General features: G+C 45.2%; 24 protein-coding genes. 14 read left to right on the top strand and 10 right to left on the bottom strand.

Translation table 11 applies throughout. From position 1 onward, the window contains the following. The first annotated feature begins 145 nt into the window (after positions 1-145). From DW015_RS09530 to DW015_RS09505, 6 genes are all read left to right on the top strand, one after another. Positions 146-589 (top strand): MarR family transcriptional regulator, encoded by a 444-nt coding sequence (locus DW015_RS09530; protein WP_117891553.1) that lies wholly within the window; start codon positions 146-148, stop codon positions 587-589. Between the two features lie 20 nt (positions 590-609). After that, complete coding sequence (locus tag DW015_RS09525; protein WP_117905467.1) at positions 610-3,141, top strand: AMP-binding protein; 2,532 nt, start codon at positions 610-612, stop codon at positions 3,139-3,141. A gap of 554 nt (positions 3,142-3,695) precedes the next feature. After that, positions 3,696-4,406, top strand: a complete 711-nt coding sequence (locus DW015_RS09520; RefSeq protein WP_022287742.1) for an amino acid ABC transporter permease — start codon at positions 3,696-3,698, stop codon at positions 4,404-4,406. A gap of 11 nt (positions 4,407-4,417) precedes the next feature. Next, a complete protein-coding gene (locus DW015_RS09515) occupies positions 4,418-5,179 on the top strand; it encodes an amino acid ABC transporter ATP-binding protein (protein WP_117905466.1) in 762 nt (253 codons plus the stop codon). Positions 5,180-5,385: 206 nt separating this feature from the next. Beyond that, entirely contained in the window at positions 5,386-6,258 is an 873-nt protein-coding gene (locus tag DW015_RS09510) for an NPXTG-anchored protein (RefSeq protein WP_117905465.1), read from the top strand. A gap of 250 nt (positions 6,259-6,508) precedes the next feature. Beyond that, positions 6,509-7,378, top strand: a complete 870-nt coding sequence (locus DW015_RS09505; RefSeq protein ID WP_117905464.1) for a hypothetical protein — start codon at positions 6,509-6,511, stop codon at positions 7,376-7,378. 47 nt (positions 7,379-7,425) lie between these two features. On the opposite strand, the gene DW015_RS09500 is transcribed toward DW015_RS09505, so the two are convergent. The 9 genes from DW015_RS09500 to DW015_RS09460 all read right to left on the bottom strand — a co-directional run bounded on the left by DW015_RS09500 (position 7,426) and on the right by DW015_RS09460 (position 13,605). After that, the gene (locus DW015_RS09500) at positions 7,426-7,920 is read right to left on the bottom strand and encodes a hypothetical protein (protein WP_147338150.1); all 495 of its coding nucleotides are present in this window, start codon (positions 7,918-7,920) and stop codon (positions 7,426-7,428) included. Positions 7,921-7,980: 60 nt separating this feature from the next. After that, positions 7,981-9,504: an NAD(P)H-hydrate dehydratase gene (locus DW015_RS09495; protein WP_242993262.1), complete on the bottom strand. Its 1,524-nt coding sequence runs from the start codon at positions 9,502-9,504 to the stop codon at positions 7,981-7,983. Beyond that, positions 9,497-9,880 carry a holo-ACP synthase gene (acpS, locus tag DW015_RS09490; protein ID WP_117905462.1) on the bottom strand — a complete coding sequence of 128 codons (384 nt, stop codon included), beginning with the start codon at positions 9,878-9,880 and terminating at the stop codon, positions 9,497-9,499. The genes DW015_RS09495 and acpS overlap by 8 nt, the downstream gene beginning before the upstream one ends. Before the next feature lie 2 nt (positions 9,881-9,882). After that, on the bottom strand, positions 9,883-10,389 hold the full coding sequence (locus DW015_RS09485) for a DUF6106 family protein (RefSeq protein ID WP_117857854.1): 507 nt from the start codon (positions 10,387-10,389) through the stop codon (positions 9,883-9,885). 14 nt (positions 10,390-10,403) lie between these two features. Next, positions 10,404-11,030, bottom strand: coding sequence for an SH3 domain-containing protein (locus DW015_RS09480; protein ID WP_117905461.1), 627 nt, complete (start codon positions 11,028-11,030; stop codon positions 10,404-10,406). Between the two features lie 34 nt (positions 11,031-11,064). Then, complete coding sequence (locus DW015_RS09475; protein ID WP_117905460.1) at positions 11,065-11,859, bottom strand: amidohydrolase family protein; 795 nt, start codon at positions 11,857-11,859, stop codon at positions 11,065-11,067. Positions 11,860-11,963: 104 nt separating this feature from the next. Then, positions 11,964-12,305, bottom strand: coding sequence for an ArsC/Spx/MgsR family protein (locus tag DW015_RS09470; protein ID WP_022287732.1), 342 nt, complete (start codon positions 12,303-12,305; stop codon positions 11,964-11,966). Further along, positions 12,302-12,763 (bottom strand): D-aminoacyl-tRNA deacylase, encoded by a 462-nt coding sequence (dtd, locus tag DW015_RS09465; protein WP_117905459.1) that lies wholly within the window; start codon positions 12,761-12,763, stop codon positions 12,302-12,304. Before dtd ends, DW015_RS09470 begins: the two co-directional genes overlap by 4 nt. After that, positions 12,763-13,605 (bottom strand): aldose 1-epimerase family protein, encoded by an 843-nt coding sequence (locus tag DW015_RS09460; protein ID WP_117905458.1) that lies wholly within the window; start codon positions 13,603-13,605, stop codon positions 12,763-12,765. Before DW015_RS09460 ends, dtd begins: the two co-directional genes overlap by 1 nt. Positions 13,606-13,958: 353 nt before the next feature. Between DW015_RS09460 and DW015_RS09455 the strand changes: the two genes are divergently transcribed. The 6 genes from DW015_RS09455 (at position 13,959) to DW015_RS09430 (ending at position 23,481) form a co-directional block, all read left to right on the top strand. Continuing rightward, positions 13,959-15,485, top strand: coding sequence for a MoxR family ATPase (locus tag DW015_RS09455; RefSeq protein ID WP_117905457.1), 1,527 nt, complete (start codon positions 13,959-13,961; stop codon positions 15,483-15,485). A gap of 219 nt (positions 15,486-15,704) precedes the next feature. Further along, positions 15,705-18,683, top strand: a complete 2,979-nt coding sequence (locus tag DW015_RS09450) for an acyl-CoA dehydratase activase-related protein (protein WP_117905456.1) — start codon at positions 15,705-15,707, stop codon at positions 18,681-18,683. Beyond that, a complete protein-coding gene (locus DW015_RS09445) occupies positions 18,683-19,948 on the top strand; it encodes a 2-hydroxyacyl-CoA dehydratase (protein WP_022287727.1) in 1,266 nt (421 codons plus the stop codon). Before DW015_RS09450 ends, DW015_RS09445 begins: the two co-directional genes overlap by 1 nt. Positions 19,949-20,262: 314 nt before the next feature. Continuing rightward, a complete protein-coding gene (locus tag DW015_RS09440) occupies positions 20,263-21,261 on the top strand; it encodes an aldolase catalytic domain-containing protein (RefSeq protein ID WP_022287726.1) in 999 nt (332 codons plus the stop codon). Positions 21,262-21,451: 190 nt separating this feature from the next. Next, on the top strand, positions 21,452-22,012 hold the full coding sequence (locus tag DW015_RS09435) for an RNA polymerase sigma factor (RefSeq protein ID WP_117905455.1): 561 nt from the start codon (positions 21,452-21,454) through the stop codon (positions 22,010-22,012). After that, positions 22,009-23,481 (top strand): hypothetical protein, encoded by a 1,473-nt coding sequence (locus DW015_RS09430; protein WP_117905454.1) that lies wholly within the window; start codon positions 22,009-22,011, stop codon positions 23,479-23,481. The genes DW015_RS09435 and DW015_RS09430 overlap by 4 nt, the downstream gene beginning before the upstream one ends. A 90-nt stretch (positions 23,482-23,571) precedes the next feature. Here the strand turns inward: DW015_RS09430 and DW015_RS09425 are convergent, their stop codons facing one another. Further along, positions 23,572-24,120 (bottom strand): hypothetical protein, encoded by a 549-nt coding sequence (locus tag DW015_RS09425; RefSeq protein ID WP_117905453.1) that lies wholly within the window; start codon positions 24,118-24,120, stop codon positions 23,572-23,574. A 138-nt stretch (positions 24,121-24,258) separates the two neighbouring features. Here DW015_RS09425 and DW015_RS09420 point away from each other — a divergent pair, with 138 nt between their 5' ends. After that, positions 24,259-24,453 (top strand): hypothetical protein, encoded by a 195-nt coding sequence (locus tag DW015_RS09420; protein WP_022287722.1) that lies wholly within the window; start codon positions 24,259-24,261, stop codon positions 24,451-24,453. Positions 24,454-24,518: 65 nt separating this feature from the next. Beyond that, positions 24,519-25,250 (top strand): 3-oxoacyl-ACP reductase FabG, encoded by a 732-nt coding sequence (gene fabG, locus DW015_RS09415; protein ID WP_117905452.1) that lies wholly within the window; start codon positions 24,519-24,521, stop codon positions 25,248-25,250. Positions 25,251-25,437: the final 187 nt, after the last annotated feature.

Raw genomic sequence — 25,437 nt, 5'->3', positions numbered from 1 at the left:
ATCGAATTTCTTAATAATAGTGTCCAATATGATTGACAAACCTACAATTTGTACCATACCGCCCATAGCACTTGACAAATTCATCAACATGGTGTATAATCAACAGTGTTGACAATCAACCGCCTTGACATTTGGAGGAATAACAATGAACGATAAAACAGCCCAGCGTTTTGGAGAAGTTTTCAGACGATTTTTTGAAACAGGATATATGGACGACCTTGCAGAGCTTTTTCAGGGCGAAAGCAAAGTGATAGTCTATCTTAGCACAGCCGAGGGCATAGTCTACCCCTCAGATATAAGCCGTGACCTTATGATATCACGTCAGCGTGTGACCTCTGTTCTCAGCACAATGGAGAAAAAAGGCTTTGTTAGCCTTGTGCGTGACCCTGAGGATAAACGCCGTGTGCAGGTGAAACTCCTCCCAAAAGGTGAAAAATCCATTGAAGAAAAACAGCAGCGTCTTGAAAAATATTTCAGCGTGTTCGTTGACGCACTGGGTGAGGAAAATCTCAAAAACCTCCTTGACAGCTCAGAAAAAGCTGTCGAGGCACTTGAACATACAATGAAAGGCAACTCTCAGAAAGTCTGAGGTGCGGAAAGGAAACTGCCATGAACATTTATAACGAATTTAGAAAAACGGCAATAAACCGCTATAGCAAGACCGCTCTCGTGATGATGAATGACGAGGGTGAAACAAAGGAATATACATTCGGACAAACTTTGCAGCAGGCTGATGTTTTTTGCAGCCGCCTTAAAGCCATGGGCGTTGTGGCAGGGGATAGGGTCTGCATAGCTTCCGAGGGCAGACCTGAGTGGAATATCGCATTTCTTGCCTGTGCAAAGCTAAACGCCACAGCCGTCCTTCTGGATTATTCGCTTCCTGCGGCAGAGCTTGTCGCACTGGTGAAAAAGTCACAGCCTGTGTGCGTTGTCGCTTCTCAAAAGGCGGCAAAGAAGCTTACAAGCGTGAAAAATATACCTGTTCTCGATATTCAAAACCAGCTTGACAGACTTGACGGTTCAGGGGAAAATATACTCCGCCAAGGTGAAGTAGGCGACCCTGATATCGCAGTGATAATCTTCTCAAGCGGTACGACAAGGACAGCCTCAGGCATCATGCACACCCACGATTCACAAATAAACTCCTGCAAAATGGTCTGCGAGTGCAACGGCATAACCGATAACGAACGCTATCTCGGAATACTGCCAAACAGCCATATCTACGGACTTTTTGCACAGGTCTTAGCCCCTCTCCTCACAGGCGGAACAGTGTGCTTTATTGAGTCTCTCTCCGCAAATGGCCTTTCCGCAGGCTTCCAAAACTTCAAGCCTACAGTTTTCCCGGGCGTGCCAAAGGTCTATGAGCTTTTAAAAACCCAGATAATGCAGCAAATTAACGCAAGCAAAGTATCTTCAGCACTTTTCAAGAAAATGTTTCCTGTTGCACTTCATCAGCGTAAGATCTACGGCATAAACAGCGGCAAAAAGATCTTTGCAAAGATACACAAAGCCTTGGGCGGTGAGCTTAGATTTCTCTGCTCCGCAGGCTCGCCGATGTCAAAGGATACATTTGATTTCTTCTATGGCACAGGCTTTAATATTGTGAACAACTACGGTGCGACCGAAACGAGCATACCAACTATCGGTACATATGGCAAGCACGTCTATGCTGACACCTGCGGCAAGCCCTATCCTGATATAAAAGTTAAGATCGACCGCAGCGGTGAGCTTCTCATAAAGTCACCTTATATGATGATAGGCTACTATGGCGACAAAAAGTCCACAGATGAAGCGTTCAATCCTGACGGCTGGTTCAAGTCAGGCGACCTTGCAAAGTTCGATAAGCATAAAAATATCGTCATTCTCGGCAGATGTAAAGAAAATATCGTCCTATCCACAGGCAAAAAAGCCGCCCCTGACGATATCGAACAGGTCTATAGGGGCATTGAGAACGTTGACGAGCTTGTGGTCTGCGGAGTGCCTGCGAAAGAGGGAAGCTATGACGAGGTGCACGCCTTTGTGGTCTGTGCTGAGGATAAGCGTGAGCAGACGGAAGAAAAACTCAAAGAGATAAGTTCCTCCGCAGGTCAGGCAATGAAACTAAGCGGCATACATTTTGTGGATTCTATACCAAGAACAGCTATCGGCAAGCCAAAGCGTTATCTGCTGAAGAAAATGGTCATGGAGGATAACCTTGACAGCCTTAATAAGCAGGCAGAAAAGAGTATCGATCCGTCGGATATCCCGTCAATGGTGAGAAACGCAGTGGCAAAAATAGCACACGTTCAGCCAAATGAAGTCAAGCTCAATACAAAATTTTTGCAGGAGTTCACCATAGACTCCCTCTCAGCTATCGAGCTTGCATTGGAGATAGAGGAGTTCAGTGGGGTGCGTGTTGACGGCTGTATGGATAAGAACATGACAGTGGGCAAGCTTATCGCTCTCGTTCAAAACCCAAACCGCATAAAGCCGCAAACAGTGAAATCAATGCTCTATCCTCTGGACAAGAAAAAGATAGACTATCGTATTTACCGCTTTTACAGAAATCTTGTGACAGCCTTCTATGAGGTCAAGGTCGCAAATGAGGAAAACCTCCCTGATAAGGACGGTTATATAATCTGTGCCAACCACGTTTCAAATTTTGATTTTATCTTCCTCACCCTGAATTTCAGATACGAGCGTTTTGCGAAATTCTGCTGTATGGCAAAGAAAGAGCTTTTTAACGGCAGTTTAGCCAGCCGACTTATAGTAAGAATAGGCGGTATGGTGCCTGTTGACAGAGGCGGAAGAGTGGACGAAACAATGGCGGCTCTGCGTAAAAAGCTTGGTCAGAAATGGGGCGTGCTGGTTCACCCGGAGGGTACAAGAAGCAAAACCGGTGAAATGGGCAAGTTCAAAAGCGGTGCAGCCGTCCTTGCTATCGAAGCCAATGTACCTATAGTACCGGCCTACATCAAAGGCGGACACGAGATATTCCCGCCAGACAGAAAGCTCCCAAGGCTTTTCAACTGGAAGCGCCTTAGCAAATATAAAGTAAAAGTAGTTTACGGTAAGCCGATATATCCAAACGGGGAAAGCCCTGAGGAACTTATGGCGAAAGTCCGTGAAGCGGTTTTGGCTTTGAAGAACGAAGAGAACTGATTTAAAGTGAGGAGTGAGGAATGACAAATGAGGAATTAGGAATGAGGAATGAGCATAGCTGACCAAAGTAAAGAACAAGTACCAAGCGTAGCGAGAGATAAAACGCAGGCTCAAGCTCGGCGACAGCCGACCAAGCGGTGCAGATTAAGGTATAAAAAGCACACAGAAGTCAGATATCAGACAAAACCAATATCGGAGCAAAAAATCTGCACCGCCTACCCTCTCCCTAAACAAATGTGCCCCCCGCAAAGAGCGTAGCGATTTTGCGGCAGCAGAACCTATCCCGAACCCACAAAAAAATAAATCGCCGCAGGCGATTCCTTCATTCCTCATTCCTCACTCCTCATTCCTCATTCAACCTCATTCCTCACTAAATTGTTTGACAAGTCGCAAAATATGTAGTATAATGTATTAATACGCTGATACGGTGACGTGTTATCGTAATATTAATGGCAACGACTCATGAAGTCCGAATGTCAGTTTTTCAAGCGATCTGATTGAAAATTTTCCCGTAAGCTTTGTGTTGTGTTGCCTATGTTAAGGAATGAATATTTATGACTTTTGAGGAAGTAAAAAAGGTCACGGAGATCCTGCTGGAGTTCCTGCCTAATACACTGAAGCTTTTCGCATGGACCATCGTGCTTTCAATACCTGTGGGAGTGCTTGTGACAATGCTGAAAAAATGCCGCTTCAAGCCTATCTCATGGCTGACAAATCTTTATATACTTGTCATGCGCGGCACACCGCTCATGCTTCAGATAATCGCTATCTACTATGCAGTACCGCTTATTATCGCAAGTGCTGCAAAGCAGGGCAAGACAGGCGGTATCTATGACGTGCTTACCAATATAAAAAACAACGAGAACTATATGTTTATCGCCCTTGTTACCGCATTTGTACTTAACTATGCGGCGTATTTCGCAGAGATATTCAGAGGCGGTATCGAGGCTATCCCAAAGGGACAGTACGAAGCGGCTTCAATGCTCGGCATGACGAAAATGCAGACATTTTTTAGAATAATCCTGCCACAGGTCACAAAGCGTGTTATCCCTGCCACATCGAATGAGGTCATCGTCCTTGTAAAGGATACCTCTCTCGCAAACGTCATCGCATTTGCCGAGATAACAATGAAAGCCAAACAGCAGATGAACCTCTATAGCTCTATCACACCGCTTTTTATCGCAGGCGCATTCTATTTCGTACTCAACGCTATCGTGACGGTGGCATTTGCCGTTATCGAAAAGAAATTCGACTATTATAAATAAGGAGAACTCATATGGCTATTCTTGAAGTGAAAAATATTTCCAAAAGCTTTGACAGCCTTAAGGTACTCAAAGATATTTCTTTTAATGTTGAGGTGGGCGAGGTAGTCGCAATAATAGGTCCGTCAGGAAGCGGTAAATCAACGCTTCTGCGCTGTATAAACCAGCTTGAAAAAGCAGACGGCGGAGAGATAAACGTTGACGGCGTGAATATGTTCCGCACTGAAAACGGCAAAGCGGTGTACGCTCCTTCTAAAACGCTGAGAGATATTAGGCTGAAGATCGGTCTGGTGTTCCAGAACTTTAATCTGTTTCCGCACTTTTCTGTAAATCAGAATATAATGGAAGCCCCTCTCCATGTCCTTAAACAGCCAAAAGCCGAGGCTAAAGCCAACTGTGAGGAGCTTCTGAAAAAAATGGGACTTGAGACTAAAGGCAAGTCTTATCCATGCGAGCTTTCAGGCGGCCAGCAGCAGCGAGTTTCTATCGCAAGAGCATTGGCTTTGAAACCGCAGATACTTTTCTTTGACGAGCCGACCTCCGCACTTGACCCTGAGCTTACAGGGGAGATATTAAAGGTAATAAAAGAGCTTGCCAAAGAGAAAATGACCATGGTCATCGTCACCCATGAAATGGCATTTGCCCGTGATGTGGCAAACCATGTTATCTTTATGGACGACGGCTATATCGTGGAGGAGGGTACTCCAGAGGAAGTTTTCGGTCAGACCCAGAACGAAAGAACAAAGCAGTTCTTGCAGAGATTCAATGACAGATAGGACTGACAATTGTTGTAAAAAGCGAAAAATGATAACGTTTTCTGTGATTAATGCACAAAAGAAGTGTGACAATATTGTTAGAAATTTCAACACTTTTTGGAATAAAAAACGTGAAAACCCCTTGATTTTAGGGAAAAAGTCTGCTATAATAAGACTAGAATTGAATGACAATTCATAAAACTATATTCATATGGAGGAGATTAACGATGAAAATTTCTAAGATTCTCGCTGGTATGTCAGCAGCAGCTATCGTAGCTTCTATGGCAATGATCCCAGCATCAGCAGCAGGCACAAAGCTCAACGTAAGCGATGACCTTCTTGCAATCGGCAGACAGTCACAGGATGACCTTTTCGCAATTTTCTTTAGAGGCGATGAGTCTGAGGGCAACGTAGTTAAGGACGGTATCACTGATATCACAGCTGTTTACGGTGCATCTTTCACTATCAAGGTTGACAACAACGACTGGAACACAATCGGCGGCGGCGGATCCATCAACTTCAACGACACAAAGAACGGCTGGAACGCTAAGGACTGGGCTGGCGGCTCTTGGGTTGAAGATGATAAGCCAAAGGACACACTCTGCTACACAACAGACGAGGAAGGTACATACGTTCTTGAATACAAGGGCGATACACCTCTCTTTGACGCAGCTGACGATGAGGAAAAGGGTTATGCAGCAGTTGGTATCAACAACTGGGCAGCTGACCTTAAGGGCATCGACGTTGTAGGCGTTAAGGTTCTTGGCGCTGACGGCAATGCTATCTACGAGGCTGGTTCTAACAAGGACAAGAAGGAAGTTCAGAAGAAGCCAGTAGTTGAGGAGTCAAGCTCTAAAACTGATTCAACAGCTTCAGGCACAGATTCTAAGACTGACTCCAAGAAGGACGATTCTAAGACATCTTCTGCAGCAGCTACTTCAACAGCAGCTACATCTTCAAAGGCTGGCACAACAAGCACAGCAGCTACTTCTTCAGCAGCAGCTTCTGACAAAACAGCAGCTACAGGCGCAACAGCTGGTCTTGCACTCGCTGGCGTAGCACTTGCTGGTGCAGCTATCGTTATCTCTAAGAGAAAGTAATCTCTCACAGATAACACACTTGAATAAGTGAATTTATACAGAGCTTTCTGTCATTCGGGAAGCTCTGTTTTTTTGTTCGTTTGTGTAACCTGCACTAATTTGTAAACGATTTCTGTGCAAAACATATGAAATCATGTGCTTAAATTGTGCAAATAGTATATTGAAAATATGTGACGATTGTGTTATAATACAAAAGTAAATATAGGTCAGGCTATGTGTATAGCATGACAATTAAACGGAGGTTATTAAAATGAAAAAGTTTTTAGCTTGCGCTCTTGCACTTACACTTACAAGTGCTATGTTCGCTTCTTGCGGCAGCTCTGATGATTCTTCATCAAAGGCTGAGGCAAAAACTACTACAACAACTACAGCTGCTACAACAACAGAGGCTACTACAACAACAGCTGCTCCTGAGTCAACAGCTGATTCAACAGCCGCTTCCGGCACAGAGTCTGAGGGTGAGGCTGCAAAGGATATTTCCGAAATGCCGGCTACTCTGAAGAACTATGAGGAGGCTTCTGTATATTTCAAGAAGGATATGGACGTTGCTTCTATCGTTGAACCTTTCGCTGAGAAGGATTACGAGAACGATGAGTCTCATGTAAACCTCTCTATTGAGGAGCTTGCAGGTATACCAATGCTCAAGGTCGAGACTCTCGATCAGGACGATCAGGGCAACTACAAGATCCCTAAGATCAAGTTCCACATGGAGAAGTTCTTTGAGGGTCACGAGGCTGATCTTGAGAAGATCTTCACTATCAAGGCTGACGTAGTTACAAAGGCAGTTGGCGAGTTCACCGGTGACGACGGCACAAAATCACTCGTTCCTGGTAACTTCATGGGTGCATTCGTTACACAGCCTACAACAGGTGAAGGTGAAAACAGTTGGAACGACCTCTATGACTTCGGCGAGGCTGAGTGGACTTCTGAGTGGGGTTCCTATGAGCTTACAATGAGACCTGGTATCAAGGACGGCGCTACATTTGTAAACTCAACTGAACCACAGTTTGTTTCACTTATGAGATGGGGCATTCCAAACCAGGCTGATTTCTACATTGCTGACCTCAGATTTGAGGACGAGGACGGTAACGTTATCGCTTGCGCAAACTTTGGTAAATAATTTATTTCCATACATAAAAAAGGTGCAGATTTTCTCTGCACCTTTTTTTATGTGAATTTTACGCTTACCTCCCCTGATATCTCCAAACTTTTTACCTTTCCGCCATTGATTTTAGCCGAAAAATCCTGCCCTTTTATCTGTCCTGTGGCGGTAATATCTCCCTTGTCATTTTTGAGATACGTCACGCCTTTCTGCGAAATAAGCTTGTCAAGCACAGCGGCGGTCATTGTTACAGCGGAGCTTTCGGGAATGTTCCCTCGGTCAGTTTCGTAGGTCAAACCCTTGTATTCAAGCCGTGCGCTTTCTCCTGAGCAGGTTATCACCATGCCGCTTACAGTTTCCGGTGCGGTTATCTCGCACTCCCACATATCTGCGCCCTCACGGGTGAAGCTTGCGACGTATTCCGTGCCGTCAATGGTGAACTCAGCCGGGGTCTTGTAATCCTCTGCCAGCTTTACGGGTTTGACTTCGGTGCTTTCTCCGCATGAGCATAAGCCCATTACCGCCAAAATCGTGAGAAAAAATGCCTTTGTTCTTTTCATTTTGCCCTCCATTAAAAAAGACCCTCTTCATAAGAAGAAGGTCTTTGTTTTTGGTACAGCCTAGTCGGCGTTTTCAAGGTCATACAAAAATCGTGGCAAAGCGTCAATAACATCTCTTGCAATGATTCCACGCTCAGATCTTTTGTATCCTGCAAGCAGAGCCGTCGAGCCAAGTGTGAACGACCCAAGTGCCGCCGCATCGAGAGCGTTGCACCCCTGAGCCACATAGGAGGAAACAATGCCTGCAAGCATATCCCCTGAGCCACCCTTTGCAAGCGCAGTTGTGCCTTCGGTGCAAAGATAAACTTTTCCACCGTCCACAGCAAAGGTGTCAGCCGACTTCGCAAGCACTGTCACACCATATTTTTCTGACAGCCTATATGCAGATCCAAGTCTGTCCGACAAGACCTCGCCCACCGTCACGCCACAAAGCCTTGCAAGCTCCGCAGGGTGAGGGGTGAGGATAACTGTACTTTTCTTCTTCAACAGTACATCTATATTCGGACAAAGTGAATTTATTCCGTCAGCGTCCAAAACTATGGGTATCTCCGCATTTTGGGTAAGCTCCGCCACAAGCTTCTCTGTCTGAGCCGTGTGACCAAGCCCACAGCCTATCAGCAAACAGCTTGCCTTTTCGCACTTTTTCAGTATCGCCTCCGCATTTTCAGCCACCATAAAGCCGTCCTTGTCGGTTTTCATTGCCGAGTATGTACATTCATACATACCAGCCGACAAGGAGTTGACTACGCTTTTTGCAGTGCAAAGCTCGAAAAGCCCCACGCCTGTTCGCATTGCCGCCATTGCCGAAAGCCCTGCCGCACCTATATAGCTCTCCGAGCCTGCCACGCTCACCACCTTGCCGAACGTCCCCTTGTGTCCGTCAGCAGGTCTAAAAGGCAGTGCCGCCCTTGCTTTTACCACGTCAAAAGGTGTTATGACAGGGTATAGGGTATTCTCGCAACGCTCGTCAATACCGATATCTTTTACCAGAATTTCACCGCAAAAGTCCACCGCAGGCTGTAAATAAAGACCCAGCTTGCCACGATGAAAGGTCACTGTCACGTCAGCCTTGAACGACAGCTTGTCAGCCTGACCATTCCGTGCGTTGACTCCCGACGGCAGGTCGCAGGCTATCTTCATGCCGTCACATTTTTCACAAGCTCTGAACACTGGCAGGATATTTTCACGCAAACTGCCGTGAAAACCCGTTCCGAAAATGCAGTCCACAAGCACATCTGCACCCTCGATAAAATCCAGCGCATTTTCAGCTTTCAGCACCTGAACGCTCTTATCGAGCCTAGCATACGCTGCCGAGGAGAGGTCAGTGTCAGGCTCGCCGCAGCATAGGACCACCGCAGGCTTGAAGCCTTGCTTCACAAGTAAATTTGCCGCCACAAGTCCGTCACCGCCATTGTTTCCCTTGCCAATAAGAAGCACTATCTTTGAAGACGCAGACGAGTTGCTCGCAATGACCTCCGTAAGCTGTGCCGCCGCATTGTCCATGAGCTGAGCAAGGCTCACGCCATATTTTTCAGCCTCATGTTCGCAAAAAGTCATTTGCTCCACTGTCAATATCCTATCCATTTTTATCCTCCTTTTCATAAGCTATCACCACTGCCGAAGCGATATCCTTGATGTGGGAAAGTGACACCGCAAAGGTCAACCCCCTCTTTTCAGCCGCCCAAAGCGCATTCCCCGTAAGCTCCAGATAAGGACAGCCAAGCTCGTCACGCAAGCATGACACCTCGTTCAAGGCGAATCCCTCGACCCCAGTGCCTAAAGCCTTTGCGAAGCTTTCCTTAGCCGCCCAATTCGCCGCCATGGATTCGTATGGGTTTTTCTTCTGTGAAAAAAGGGTCAGCTCCTTTTCGGAGTAAACCCTTTCACAGAAACGTCGGCTCTGACAGCTTTTTTTTATGCGTTCGATCTCAATAAGATCAGTTCCGACAAATATTTTCATTTTTATTTCCTCAGTGTTCTCGGAAGCGCAGGCTTCATAAGCTCAAGCATATCATCATCTGGTGTGAAGATAACAGTTGTAAGCCCGAGATTTTTGTGGTTGAATGTTATGTAGTAGTCTGTAAGGCTATCGTCACAAGCGCAGGCAAGAACCTGTGTTGCGCCCTCAGGTACAGAGAAATTCTCGTCAGCAATGCCGAAATCTGTCGCACTGCCGCAACGAAATGTGATAAGGCGCTTTCTTGAACGCTGAGCCGTTATCTTGTCAACGTCTATTTCTCCGTTTGTGAAAATGTATTCATACTCCACATCGAGTTTTGTTGTAAGATAATAACCGCCATAAAGTGCGGCGGCGGCAAGAAAAATGCCTATTACAGAAAACTGCGTGCCGAAAGGGAAGATAAAGCACAGTGCGGCAAGTGCCACGCTTGCTATCATGATGAAAATTTTCTGTATCTTATCGTTCTTTGTGGGAATCTTGCGAACTATCTGTTCCTTGAAGCTGTCCATTATTTGTCCTCCGTTTATTCAGTGCCGCTGAGAAGCTCTTTCATTACCCAGCCGCTTTTATCATTGTATTTTACATATACCCATATGTCTCCGTCACCGTCTGTTCTTTCGCCATAGCCGTTTATGGTCTTGCCGTCAGGTATCTTTTCTATCACGTCATATTTCTTTGACGGACCGTATCTGAGATTAAGATAAGAGGTGTCTGACTTTACAAGAAATGGGATAGAATCAGGGTATTTCACATCATCGCCCAAAGGGAAAAGTGCGTCCTTTTTGAACTTTGTGGTGGTGGTCTTTTTAGTCGCCTCGGTTTCAGCGGCAGTGGTGGTTGTGGTTGTGGTCGTCCTCTTTGTTGCCGTTGCGATTATGTCAGGGTCGTAGCCCTCGTCAATGCTCACGTCAGGGTTTTCAAGTGTGCCTGCCGTCACAGAAGTGGTGGTGGTGTAGCCCTCGTAATCCTCATCGTCCTCGTCATAATCGTCACCCATTGTGGCGGTCTTTGTGGTCTCTATAACTCTCTGGGCGGCAGTACCCGTGGTGGTCTCCGTTTCAGAGGAGCTTTCTGGAAGCATTGCCCCACATGACGCAAGCCCGAAAACCGCAGAACAAGCCAGCACAGCCGCAAGCAGTTTTGATCTCATTTATTTATATCCTCTTTTCAGAATTTACACAATTTTATTTTAAGCCAAGAAGTCTTTCTGCGTTGCCGCCGAGAATTTTATCTTTGTTATCCTCGGAAATGTTCAAGCGCAGTATCTTTTCTTTTATAAGGTAGGAACTGTCCCAAGGGCAGTCGCTTGCAAAAAGTATCCTGTCAGCCCCATGCTTTTCAACGATAGCCTGCATAAGCTCGTCAGGACACATACTTGTGAAAGCGGTGTCAAAATAAACTTCACCGTCAACTCCTGCCAAAACGTCACGCACCTGCTCCCACATCATGTTTGCACCAAGATGTGCAAGAATGACCTTGAGTTTAGGGTGCTTTTTTATCATGTTCAGCGCCCTCTCAGGTGTGGAGTGGATAAGGTCAGGGGAAACGCAGTCATAGCCCGAATGGAATATAACAGGCAGGTCAGCTCTTTCAATGGCGTCATATATCTTGTCCATGCGCTCATCATCTATCATAAAGCCCTGATAATCAGGGTGAAGCTTTATGCCGTGAAGTCCAAGCTCCTTTATGTGGGCTATCTCCTGCTCATAGTCCTCAGCGTCAGGGTGTATTCCGCCGAAGCTTATAAATCTTCCGCCGTCTTGTTCAGCACACCAATCGTTTATAACTCTCTGCTGAGCAGGCTTTGTCGCCACTGATAACAGCACGCCCTTGTCAATGCCCCATTCGTCAAAACGCTGTATAGTTTCCTCTGCAGTGCCTCTTGTGAAAGGGGTTATGCCGCTTTGAGCCTGAAGCTTTTCAACAGCTTTTTCTGCTACCTTTGGATTAAAGGCGTGAACGTGAAAATCAATTACCATTTAAAACATCTCTTTCTGAAAATACTTTTCCATATGGTATTATACCACAAATTCAAGCCTCTTTCAACGAATATCGGCAATTTTCACAGTATTTTCATCTAGGGCTATTCCCAGCTTTTCCACACCTCGGGGCAGAAGCCTACTGTGGCTTTCTTGCCGTTTCTTACGATAGGTGCGGCAAAAAGCTCGGGATAGTCAAGAAGCTTTTCTATCTTTTCCTCGGTGCTTCCAAGATATTTTATGAGCATTGCCTGCTCTCCCTTTGCCTTTGGGTCGATAAGCTTGTCAATATCGCCAACAGCCGCAAGCACTGAGTTAAGCTCGCCCTTGCTAAGACCCTTTGTAGGTAGGTCAACAGATTGGAACTTTATTCCACGCTCTTTGAAATAACGTTCGGCCTTTTTGGTGTCAAAGGATTTTGACTTGCCGAATATCTGTATGTTCATGGGATTATCTCTCCGTTTCTGCATTCAAGAATGATAGTAAAAGGACCGTCATTGAGCAGTGAAACTTTCATGTCTGCACCGAAAACGCCCTTTTCTACCTTGCCCGAAATTTTATCGTCACAAACCTTGCAGAAGTATTCATAAAGTCTGTTGGCTTCATCAGGCTTGCCTGCATAGATAAATGACGGGCGGTTGCCATGGTGACAATCTGCATAAAGGGTAAACTGTGAAACGCAAAGAATATCTCCGCCAACATCGTTTATAGAAAGATTTGTCTTGTCGTTCTCGTCAGCGAAAATGCGAAGCTTTGATATCTTGTCTGCAAGCTTGTCGCAGTCAGCCTCAGTGTCCTCCTGACCTACTCCGAAAAGTATCAGAAAGCCCTTTCCTATCTCGCCTGTGACCTTGCCCTCGACCTCAACTTTTGCACTTGTGACCCTCTGTATTACCGCTCTCATCAGCCTACCTCCACGGTGTAGCTGTAGGTATAAACAGCTTCAGGTGCAAGCTTGATAGCGTGAGGCTTGTTTTCGATATCCTCAAAAGCGTCGTCCTCGTAAACAGGCACGCTAGTCCAAGGCTCAAGGCAGATAAACTGAGCGTCAGGGTTGCCTGTGGAAGTCCATACGGCAATGCAGTCAGAATGTGGGAATGAAAGCTTTACAAAGCCGCCGTCAGACTTTTTCAGGGTGACAGCCTTTGAAGCAGGGTGGTCTTTCATGATAACGTCATAGTCGAAAAGCTCTCTTGTGAGAGTGATAGTCTTTTCACCGTCAAGGATAGTCCTCTCGCCGTTTGGGATAGGCTGAACGATATGCTCGTTTTTCTCGTACTCAACTGTGCATTTGCCACCTTGGATATCGCAGATAAAAGCAGGGTGACCGCCGAGATAGAAGTACATAGCCTTTTCATCAGTGTTTTTTACTGTGTTTGTGACGGTGACTTTTGAACCTTTTATGGAGTAGGTGACTTCAAGCTCAAAGTGATATGGGTATTGAGCAAGTGTCACGTCATTGTCTTTTAGGAGAAAGCTTACGGAATTTTTGGCGCTTCCAGCGTATGTAAATTCGCTGTCACGGGCGAAGCCATGGTTTGCAGCCATGTGATATTCCTGACCGCCAGCCTTGTAGGTGCGGTCTTTAGGGGAGCATATGAACGGGAAGAGGATAGGAGCGTAGCGTTTCCAAGCGTCACCGCATTGCCAGAGATATTCTTTGCCGTCCAGTTTGATAGAGTGAAGCTCAGCACCGAAAGTGTCGGCTGAGATAGATAGTTTATCATTTTTTATTTCATAAAGCATAGATCAGACCTCCGAGGGAAAATTTTATACCTTATTATTATAGCACATTGTTTGGGAGATGTCAAAACCAAGTGAGCAGTGAGGTTATAAGGTCGGCTGGGGTATGGGCGAAAACGTTTGAAAAAAATTAAGAGTCTGTTAAAAATTCTGTTCTGATATCAATATTTTAACAGTTAAATTTTATGACTTTGATACAGAATAACTAAAATATTTTCAATTGTTTGTGTAAGCTGACAAAACTTGTGATGACTATTGACTTTAATTTGGAGATAGTCTATAATAAAATGGTAAGATTATTTAATTGTGCAGTGCTTTTTGTTCACAGCTTCAGACTGCACTGAGGAGAAATGACTATGAATATTAAAGACGCAAAACAACAGATACTTAATGCGATACAAGCCTATCTCATTAAAGACGAATTTGGCGATTACCGAATCAGCATAGAACATCAGAGACCTGTGTTCCTGCTTGGCGCACCTGGTATCGGTAAGACCGCTATCATGGAGCAGATAGCTCAGGAAACTGGCGTAAACCTTGTTACCTACTCGATGTCCCACCACACAAGAGAGTCTGCCCTCGGTCTGCCTGTTATTGTACATAGAAACTACACCGGTGCTGACGTGCAGATATCCGAGTACACGATGAGTGAGATCGTGGCTACTCTTTATGACACTATCGAAGCCACTGGCATCAAAGAGGGTATTCTCTTCCTCGATGAGATCAACTGCGTTTCCGAGTCCCTTGCTCCTGCAATGCTCCAGTTCTTGCAGTATAAGGTTTTCGGACTTCATCAGGTTCCGGCAGGTTGGGTAGTTGTTACAGCAGGTAACCCGCCTGAGTTCAACAAGTCTGTTTCTGAGTTCGATATCGTTACTCTCGACCGTGTTAAGAGGGTCGAGTGTCAGCCTGATTTCGGCGTTTGGAAAGAATATGCTTACTATGCAGGCGTTCACCCTGCTATCATATCATATCTTGAGCTTCACCCTGACCACTATTATATGGTAGACGCAAGCGATAAGAACAACTACCGCTTTGTTACTGCCCGTGGCTGGGAGGACCTTTCTGAAATGATGCAGCTTTATGAGGAGAGCGGTATCCTTGTTGACCATGCTCTGGCTGCTCAGTATGTACAGAACCCAGAGTTCTCAAAGGGCTTTGCGGAATATTATGACAGATTCAACTACTATCGTGAGAAATATGACGTTGACGCTATCCTCGAGGGCGGCATAACTGCTCAGAACATTGCTGACGCAAGAGCGGCAGGCACTGAGGAGGCTGTGGCTCTTATGAATCTGCTTATGGACGGCATCACATACACAATGAGAAGCTGTATCCAAATGGAGAAGATGATAAGACTTATCCACCCAAGAATGGAAGATATCCTTGTGAAGATAAACAATGGTCTTTCATGCCGTCAGATAATCAGTGAACACATTATGGACTGCAACAAGAGCCTTGACAAGGCGGTAAGAGCAAGAAACATCTCGCCGTCTAACAAGAAGATTCAGCACTGGATTCTTCACAATCTTGAAGCTTATCTTGATAAGTGTACTAACGAGGGAAGAGATAACAAAAACCGCTGTACTGTTATTTTGCAGAACTCCTTCAACAATCTGCTCCATGGCGCAAACAACGTTACACAGCAGTCTATGAATGGTCTGAAATACGCTTTTGACTTCCTTGAGAATGCTTATGGCACTGACAGCAATGTTATGAAGAAGTTTATCGAGGAGCTGAAAGTAAATTGCCACACCACAAACTTCATCAAGAAGTACGGCTCAGAGCAATTCTACAGACTTGCAGGCGAGCCTGTTCAGCAGCCTACCTACAACAATCTCTATGACCTTAATCTTACTGATTGCCTTATAGAGCAGGAATAAGCTTCATAAATCTATACGAATATTCATACGGGCGAACGCTTTTGCCATACATTGTAATTATTGCATTGTAGGGGCGAACAGTGTTCGCCCGTTTTTGCTTTTGTAGGTGATATCTTGCTTTGCGCATACATATTTGTTAATATAAAAAGCTTGTAATTTGCGAAAAAGTGTGATATAATAACTAAGAGTGTACAAACGAGAATCAGTGAGGTTTTTACTATGGGCAAGATTTATGATTTAGGCATAGACGTAGGTTCGACCACGGTCAAGACGGTAATTCTTGACGAGGGCGAGTTTATTTATAACAAATATGAAAGACATTTTTCAAAGGTAAGGGAAACGGTGGCTGAGCAGCTTCGCACTATCAGAGAGCTTTATCCTGAGGACAAGTTCAAGATAGCCATAACAGGCTCGGCAGGTCTTGGCATCGCTGAGGCAAGCGGTATCTCTTTCGTGCAGGAGGTCTTTTCTGCTTTTATCGCTGTAAACAAGAAGTATCCAAAGGCTGACGTTGTGGTTGAGCTTGGCGGTGAGGACGCTAAGATAATCTTCCTCACAGGGGGCGTTGAACAGCGTATGAACGGTTCATGCGCAGGTGGCACAGGTGCTTTTATCGACCAGATGGCAGGACTTTTGGGCGTTACCCCTGACGAGATGAACGACCTTGCTCTTAAGGCTGAAAAGACTTATCCTATCGCTTCAAGATGTGGTGTTTTCGCAAAGTCTGATATTCAGCCGCTTCTTAATCAGGGCGCAAGAAAAGAGGACATATCTGCATCTATCTTTCAAGCTGTTGTTGACCAGACAGTTTCGGGTCTGGCGCAGGGCAGGAAGATCGGCGGTCAGGTGCTTTTCCTTGGCGGTCCGCTTACATATCTCAGCGCACTGAGAAAGGCATTCAGAACTACTTTGAACCTTGACGAGGAACACGCTATACTTCCTGAAAATTCTTCCTGCTATATGGCTTTCGGTGCGGCACTTCATGCTGACACTCTTGCTGAGGAAATGACTATAGATGAGGCTATCGATAAGATAGTGAACGCAAAGGCTACTGACAATATCGTGGTAGGCAAGCCACTGTTTGCAAGCCGTGAGGAATATAATGCTTTCGTGGAAAGACACAAGAAGTCTGATCTTAAATATGAAGACATCAGAACTTACAGGGGCGACGCTTATCTTGGCATAGACGCAGGCTCGACAACCACAAAGCTTGTGCTTATCACACCTGACGGAAAGCTTCTTTATCAGCACTACTGCTCAAACAAGGGTCAGCCGCTGGATATAATCGCTTCAAAGCTTGAGGAGATCTACAGCCTTGCTACCCCTGAGCTTAACATAAAAGCTTCTGCGGTAACAGGCTACGGTGAGGATCTTATAAAGGCAGGTCTGGGCGTTGACTATGGTATAGTTGAAACTGTTGCGCACTATAAGGCGGCGGCTTATTTCTGTCCTGACGTTGATTTTATCATCGACATCGGCGGACAGGATATCAAGTGCTTCAAGATAAAAAACAACGCTATCGACAGCATTATGCTCAACGAGGCTTGTTCATCAGGCTGTGGCTCGTTCATTCAGACTTTTGCAGGTGCAATGGGATATGACATTGCAGAGTTTGCAAGGCTCGGTCTGTTTGCAAAAGCACCTGTGGAGCTTGGCTCAAGATGTACAGTGTTCATGAACTCATCTGTAAAGCAGGCGCAAAAGGACGGAGCTTCCGTTGAGGATATCTCTGCAGGACTTTCTTCGTCTATCATCAAGAACGCAGTTTACAAGGTAATAAGAGCAAAGTCTATTGACGAGCTTGGCAAGAATATAGTCGTTCAGGGCGGAACGTTCCTTAACGACGCTGTGCTCAGGTCATTTGAAATGGAGCTTGGCAGAAACGTTATAAGACCTGCCATTGCGGGACTTATGGGTGCGTTCGGCTGTGCGCTTTTCGCAAAAGAAAAATCTCAGGGCAGGGACGGCAAGTCAAGCGTTCTTACAAAGGCTCAGCTTGAAGAATTTGCTTACAATTCAAGAGCCGTTCAGTGCGGTGGCTGTGGTGCGCACTGCAACCTTACTATAATAAGATTTAATGACGGCAGAAGATTTACTTCCGGAAACCGCTGTGAAAAGGGTGCAGGCATAAAGATAACCGACAGAACGGAGAACATGATAGAGTATAAGTATAACAAGATACTCTCTTATGCTGACAACAAGCCTGCAAAGCCTATTGCAAAGGTAGGTCTGCCGCTTGCGCTGTCTTATTATGACCTTATGCCGTTTTTCTCAACACTGCTCACAAGCCTTGGCTTTGAGGTGGTGCTGTCTGAGGAGTCAACGAGAGATACATATTACAAGGGTCAGCAAACTATTCCGTCTGATACGGTATGTTATCCTGCAAAGCTTTGTCACGGTCATATAGAGAGCCTCCTTGACAAGGGTGTGGACTTTATCTTCTATCCTTGCATGAGCTACAATGCTGACGAGGGTCAGTCGGACAATCACTATAACTGTCCTGTTGTTGCTTATTATCCTGAGCTTCTAAAGGCTAACAATGACAAGCTGAATGATGATAATTTCATCATGCCTTATCTTGACATAAACATCAAAAAGCACGTTGCAAAGGCAATGGCAAGAGCGCTTTCAAAGTATAACATCACTGCAAAGCAGGTGCTTGGAGTGCTTAACAAGGCTTATTCTGAGCAGGTGAGATACCATAGGGATATCGAGGCTAAGGCGCAGGAGATAATCGCTGAGGCAAGGGCAAAGGGTCAGAAAATAATCGTTCTGGCAGGCAGACCTTACCACATCGACCCTGAGATAAACCACGGCATACACAAGCTTATCGCTTCTCTTGGCTTTGCTGTTATTACTGAGGACAGCGTGGCGATGAAAGTGGATACACCTCCACTTGACGTACTCAATCAGTGGACTTATCATTCAAGGCTTTACAGAGCGGCAGAGTATGTATGCGAGAATGATGATATGCAGCTCGTTCAGCTTGTATCCTTCGGCTGTGGTATCGACGCTGTTACAACAGACGAGGTAAGAGCTATACTTGAAGAAAAGGGCAAGCTTTACACTCAGCTAAAGATAGACGAGATAACGAATCTCGGTGCGGCTAAGATAAGACTCAGGTCTTTGGCAGCGGCACTGGAGGAAAAAGAAGCCAGCGCAAATGCTGAGAAGAAAATGGACAAGGAGGCAATGTAATGGCTGAAAAGGAGATAAAACACGCAGGCTCGGACAGAGTCAAAAGGTCTTATTTTGACAAGTCAAGACGTGAGGAATACACTATACTTATACCAGATATGCTTCCTATACACTTCAAGCTTATCATGGCGATATACAAAAAATACGGCTATAACATGGAGCTTTTGCAAAACTGCTCACGAAACGTTATAGACGAGGGACTTAAAAACACACATAATGACGCTTGCTATCCTGCGCTTCTTGTTATCGGACAGTTTATGGACGCTCTCAAAAGCGGCAAGTATGACCTTGAACACACGGCTCTGCTTATGTCGCAGACGGGCGGCGGCTGTCGTGCTTCAAACTATATCCACCTTATAAGAAAGGCGCTGTCAACGCAGTTCCCTGAAGTGCCTGTTCTGTCGCTGAATTTCAGCGGACTTGAAAAGGACGCTTCCATAGATATCACCCCTGCCATTGCAATGAAGCTTATTTATGCTGTGCTTTACGGCGATATGCTCATGCTTCTTTACAATCAGTGCAAGCCTTACGAGATAGAGAAAAATTCTACTGACGAGCTTTTGGCAAGGTGGCAGCACAGGCTTGGAAAGCTGTTTGCTACCCCGAGCAGATATATGCACACAAAGAGCATTTACAATGCTATGCTCAAAGACTTTGCGGCGCTGCCGAGGACAAAGGAGAAAAAACCTAAGGTAGGTATCGTGGGGGAGATATACGTTAAGTATTCGCCTCTGGCAAACAATCACCTGAACGACTTCCTGCTGTCTGAAGGCTGTGAGCCTAACGTGCCAGGACTGTTGGACTTCGTGCTTTACTGTGCGTCGGACGCTATCAATGACGAAAAGCTTTATGACAAGAAAACCAGCCGCACGCTTATGTACGGCATTGGTTATGACGTGCTTTACAAGTTCCAGAAGCAGCAGATAAAGGTCATCAACGAACAGGGCATTTTCCAGCCGCCGCATGATTTTGAACACCTTAGAAAGTGTGCTGATAAGTATATTAGTCAGGGTGTTAAAATGGGCGAGGGCTGGCTCATCACCGCAGAAATGGCGGCTCTTGCTGAAACTGGCACAAAAAACATAATATGCACTCAGCCGTTCGGCTGTCTGCCTAACCATATTGTTGCAAAGGGTATGTCAAGAACTATCAAGCAGGCTTATCCGGACGCTAATATAGTTGCTATCGACTATGACCCGGGTGCGACAAAGGTCAATCAGGAGAACCGTATCAAGCTTATGCTTGCTAATGCGGTCATGGATTAATAGAGAACAGAAAGATAAAACCCCCTGGAGCGTGGCTCTGAGGGGGTTATTTTGTCAAGTCGTATGATGATTTTTCGGCGAATTTTACAAATGGGCAGAAGCTTCATAGGGAGAAGTATATAAAAGTTGGGTGTAAAATGACGGGAAATATTATTAAAATGTAAAAAATGTGTTTAAAGGGCTTTGGGGCTATTGACAGGGAAGAAAAATAGTGTTATACTTTAATACGTAAAAGCTTAAAAGCATAAAATCTTTAAAGTGATGAACTTATACAGACATGATAAGTACCTGCTTTTGGAAAGGAAGTAATCACAATGGCAAATCAGGCAAAGACAATAAATCAGAAAGGTGACCTTATGTCATATCGTCCTGATATAAAGCTTCTGGACGCAACTATCCGTGACGGAGGACTTGTAAATAATTTTGGATTTTCAGACGAGTTTGTAAAAGAACTCTATAAAACTAACATAAAATCAGGCGTTGAATACATGGAGTTCGGCTACAAGGCTTCTAAGGAGCTTTTTGACGTCAAGGGGTTCGGCAAGTGGAAGTTCTGTGATGAGGAGGATATCAGAGCTATCGTTGGTGAGAATGACAGCCCTTTGAAGCTTTCTGTTATGGCTGACGTTGGCAGATGTGATTTCAAGAAAGATATCCTGCCAAAGAGCGAGAGCGTTATCGACATGATAAGGATCGCAACATATACTCATCAGATGCCCGGTGCGCTGGAGATGATAAATTACTGTCACGACATGGGCTATGAAACAACTATCAACATCATGGCTGTTTCTGCAAGCCGTGAGGACGATATCGCACAGGCTCTTGACCTTGTGGCAAAAAGCCCTGTTGACGTTATCTATCTTGTTGACAGCTACGGCTCACTTTTCCCAGAGCAGGTGAGAAGACTTACTGCGCAGTATTGCGAGGTGGCTGAGGCTAGTGGCAAAAAGGTGGGCGTTCATATGCACAACAATCAGCAGCTTGCTTTCGCAAACACTATCGAGAGCATTTCTCACGGCGCAAGCTTTGCGGATGCTACAATGAGCGGAATGGGCAGAGGTGCAGGAAACTGCTTCATGGAGCAGATGCTCAGCTTCCTGAGAAACCCTAACTACAAGCTTACTCCTACACTGAAATTTGTTGAAAAGTACGTTGCTGAGGAGAGGGCAAAGGGTTCACAGTGGGGCTATGACGTGCCTTATATGCTCACAGGTGCGCTCAACCGCCACCCTCGTGCGGCTATCGCTTTCCTGAAAGACAACAGAACAGATTACAACGAATTGTATATGGATCTTCTTAACGAGTTGTCATAAAACAATGTCATAAAATCATTCTTTCATAAAAACGGCGTTTCCATAGTGATGTGGGACGTCGTTTTTGTGTTGCAAAATTTTTTATCTTATGTTATAATTATTTTGCGTTTTCATAAAACCTTTCGGCGGATATCTCGTCATTACAGGTGAAAGGACTTTCAATGAAGTATATTGTATAGGGGGGCGGAAAATGGAGGACAGCAAGATAATCGAGCTTTATGAAAACAGAGATCAGCAGGCTATCTCACAATCGGATATAAAATACGGCGGATACTGTTATTCTGTGGGCTACAATATTCTTGGAGTCAGGGAGGACACGGAGGAGTGCGTGAACGAAACTTGGCTCAGGGCATGGAACTCCATTCCGCCACAGAAACCCAGAATGCTGTCGGCATTTTTCGGGCGGATAACAAGAAATATCGCATTTGACAGATATCGTGCGTCAAAGACTGCAAAGCGTGGAAAAGGTGAGATAGCGGCGGTCTTGGAGGAGCTTGACGAGTGCATACCTGACAATGACACCACCGAGAGTCTTTGCGACGGCAGACATCTTGAGTGGCTTATAAACGAATTTCTTGGTGAGTTGCAGGAGAGAGACAGAAATATATTTCTCCAGCGATATTGGTTTGCAACGCCTATAAAAGAGATATCAAAAAAGTATGCTATGAACCTGAACACAGTTAAGGCGAGCCTTTTCAGAAGCAGAAATAAGTTAAAGGCTTTGCTTGAAAAGGAGGGAGTTCTTTTATGAAAACAACAGGAGAGGATATTTTCAAAGCTTTGGAAAATGCTGACGAGCATTTTATCGAGGAGTGTCGGCAGAGCGGAAGCGGAGTAAAGATAAAAACCGTGTGGAAAAAGTGGGCAGCAGTTGCAGCCTGCGGTGTTTTCGCTGCAGCGACGGGTGTTATGATGTTTGCAGGCAGGTCGGACAGAGATATAAAAGCAAAGGCTTCGGCTGACCAGCAGATGGCAGACGAGGAAGCAACAGTGTCATATAGAGTTCCTTGGGACGAATATGCAATGAATGCAAAATATGAGACGTTTGAATATAACGATGTGGAATATGTTTCAATGGGACATGTTGATAAGTCTTTTCTTGACAGCAAGCTCACCACCATGACTCTTGAAACGGAAAACTATGAGACAAACAAAAAGGAAACAACAAAAGCGGATATTTATTCTATAAAGGACTTGTCACCAAGCGTTTATCTGGCGGTGGTCTTTGATGACGGCTCTGTGGCGTGGTATGATGATTGGAAATACTCACCTGATTGCAAGACCGATATGACCCTTGATGACATAATAAATGACGTAAGTCTTGAAAAAACGGCTCGTGTGGACTATGCTTACAATGATGCAGGAATGGGCAGGCTCAGAAAGTATACTAATACCGACCTCTCAAAGCTGCTCGACCTGTTAAAGGACGATAATGGTTCATACAATGCGGTATATGAGGGAGACGCTTATGAGAGCGACCCTGATATTAATTTGTCGGTAACAAATGATGATGAATATTACATTGAGGGCGGAATAACAATAAGCTTCTATGTAGAAAGACTTGACGTCAACGGTACGGCTTATTTTACTGCTAACGGAGATCTGTATGTTCAGCTTTTTGCAGGAGATGTATTAAAATTTGATATAGGCGGTGAAAAGGCAGAAAAGCTTGAAAACTGGCTCAATGAGAACTGCGAATACACTGACGAAAAGAAAAACGCTGAGGTCGCTGGCGATGTTGACCCTAGTGAGAAAGCAGTGACTTCTGTCGCCAAGGACGATTCTGATATGGCTGACGAAGCTGATATTGGATATATCGACTATTTTGAGGACGTTGGGGACAATACCTTTACAACAAAGGACGGCAGGCTCACGGCGAAATACTCCTATGAGGTAAGCGGAGGCGAGTTCATAAGCCATATTACCTACACAAACAACTGGGACAAGGACATGATGCTTGACTTCACGACTGACCAGTATATCACCACAGAGGACAGTAAGGGCAATTCCACGAGCTATGGCGAAAATGGCGACAGAAACACCGTGAACACTTTGCTCAAAGCCGGAGAGAGCTACACGGAGGACTACAAGACGGATATTGGTGCCGACTATGTGAAAGGCACAGCAAAGATAACGCTTATCGCAAACATTTCAAACGATAAAAACTGCAATGTAGTAAACTATGTGACGCTAAAAGATATAGAGATAGATTTTCAGTAATGAAATAGTTTAATGTGTAGGGGCGAACTGAGTTCGCTTGATGCAAAAGATAAAAGCCTGTCGTATCGGACTGATACGGCAGGCTTGATTTTATTTGTGCTTGTAGACCACACGCTCTTTTACGTCTATCTGTTTGTAGGATATTTTGAAGCCTATCCACGTTGAGAAAGGATAAAGCAGAGGGAATATTGCAGTCATAATAAATACGAACGGCGACATATCCTTGACGTCAGCAGAGTGGGCAGCCCAGTCTATAAGAGGATAGAAGCAGGCGTCGAGAAGCTTATAGGCAGGCATGAAATTGAACGAACCGCTGACTTTGGATATCATCAGCAGTATCATTGTTATGTAGCATGGTATGCTTGCAATAAGACCAAGGGTGAAGCCATAGTTAGGGCAATCCTTTTCACCGTGGAATGTGACCTTATTTCTGGCTTCCTCTCCCTGTTTCAGACCAAAGTCAGCCATAAGGCAGACCACTGTGAGAAGTCCTGTAAGACCGAAAATTATATTTGCCAATGCACCGAAAGGCTTTGCAACTGCGATAAAAAAGAGAAATACAAAAATTCCGAAGAACTCTGTTTCCACCCATTTCAGCAGTGCGGTGAGTATAGCTTTTTGTTTGTTGTATTTTTCCATTTTAATACTCCCGATAAAAAATAGTATAAAATGATTATATCACGTTATCGTTATATTTTCAACTGTTATGCAGATTTTTCATCTGATAATCACAAAAGCTTTGGGCAGGATAATAACATAAAAAGGAGAGTGATAGCCATGAAAAAGCGTGACAAGAGCCGTTTCCCGCAGGCTTCAGACGGAACAAAGGTATACAAGCCCCATGACGTTATCTCGGCAGGACAGGAATATGTTGTGACGGATAATTACACTGCGCCAAACGGCAGAGTATACAATCGTCAGGAGCAGAATGCAGGCTGGGCGAGAAAATGGGTAGACGAGAACGAAAAGTAGCCGTTGAAAAACCTCCGCAGGTGTGATATAATTACAGTATATCATGATCTGCGGGGGGTATTTTTATGAAAAAGACAGCATTGGTAACAGGTGGCTCCGGTGGGATAGGTTCGGAGATATGCAGGGTGCTTGCTGAGGACGGCTGGCAGGTGGCTGTATGCTACAAGAATGGCAGGGCGGCGGCGGAAGCGTTGGTATCTGAGCTTAAAGAGCGTGGCTTATGTGCAGAGGTTTTTTACTGCGACATTGGCGACAAGGACAGTATAGATAAATGCGTGGCGGAAGTCAGGGACAGTTTGGGCTTTGTTACGCTTCTTGTAAACAACGCAGGCACAGCGGATATAGAGCTTTTTACTGACATGACGGACGAGAAGCTATGGGAGATGATGAACGTGAATCTGCTTGGCGCAATGCGTATGAGCAGGGCGGTGCTTCCTGAGATGATAAGGGAACACAGTGGAAATGTGATAAATATAACCTCCGTATGGGGCGAAAAGGGAGCTTCCTGCGAGGTTGCATACTCGGCGGCAAAGGCTGGGCTTATAGGATTTACGAAGGCGTTGGCGAGGGAAGTTGCCATAAGCGGTATAAGGGTGAACTGCGTATCCTGCGGAATGATAGACACGAAAATGAACGGCGAGCTGACCGAGGAAGATGTTCGTGTGATAGTTGATGATATACCGGCAGGCAGGATAGGCAAGCCGAGAGATGTGGCGAATGTTGTGCGTTTTCTCAGTGGAGAGGGAGCAGATTACATTCACGGGCAGGTCGTCAGAGTTGACGGGTGCTGGATATAGGTCACTGGCCGTGACGGCTATTTTACGTTGCAATTTGTGAAATGATGTAATTTTGCACCGCTTTTTGAAATGTGTAGGGGAGCGATGCTGTGGTTGCCATATCCTTAATGCCAAATTATTTTGGGGTGACATTGTGCGATATTTTTCAACAATTCAACAGGCGAGAAATATCGGGCTGTCGAGGGCG

It is taken from the genome of Ruminococcus sp. AF37-20 (assembly GCF_003460465.1).
GTDB lineage: Bacteria > Bacillota > Clostridia > Oscillospirales > Ruminococcaceae > Hominimerdicola > Hominimerdicola aceti.
This window is presented reverse-complemented; position numbering and strand designations above follow the sequence as displayed.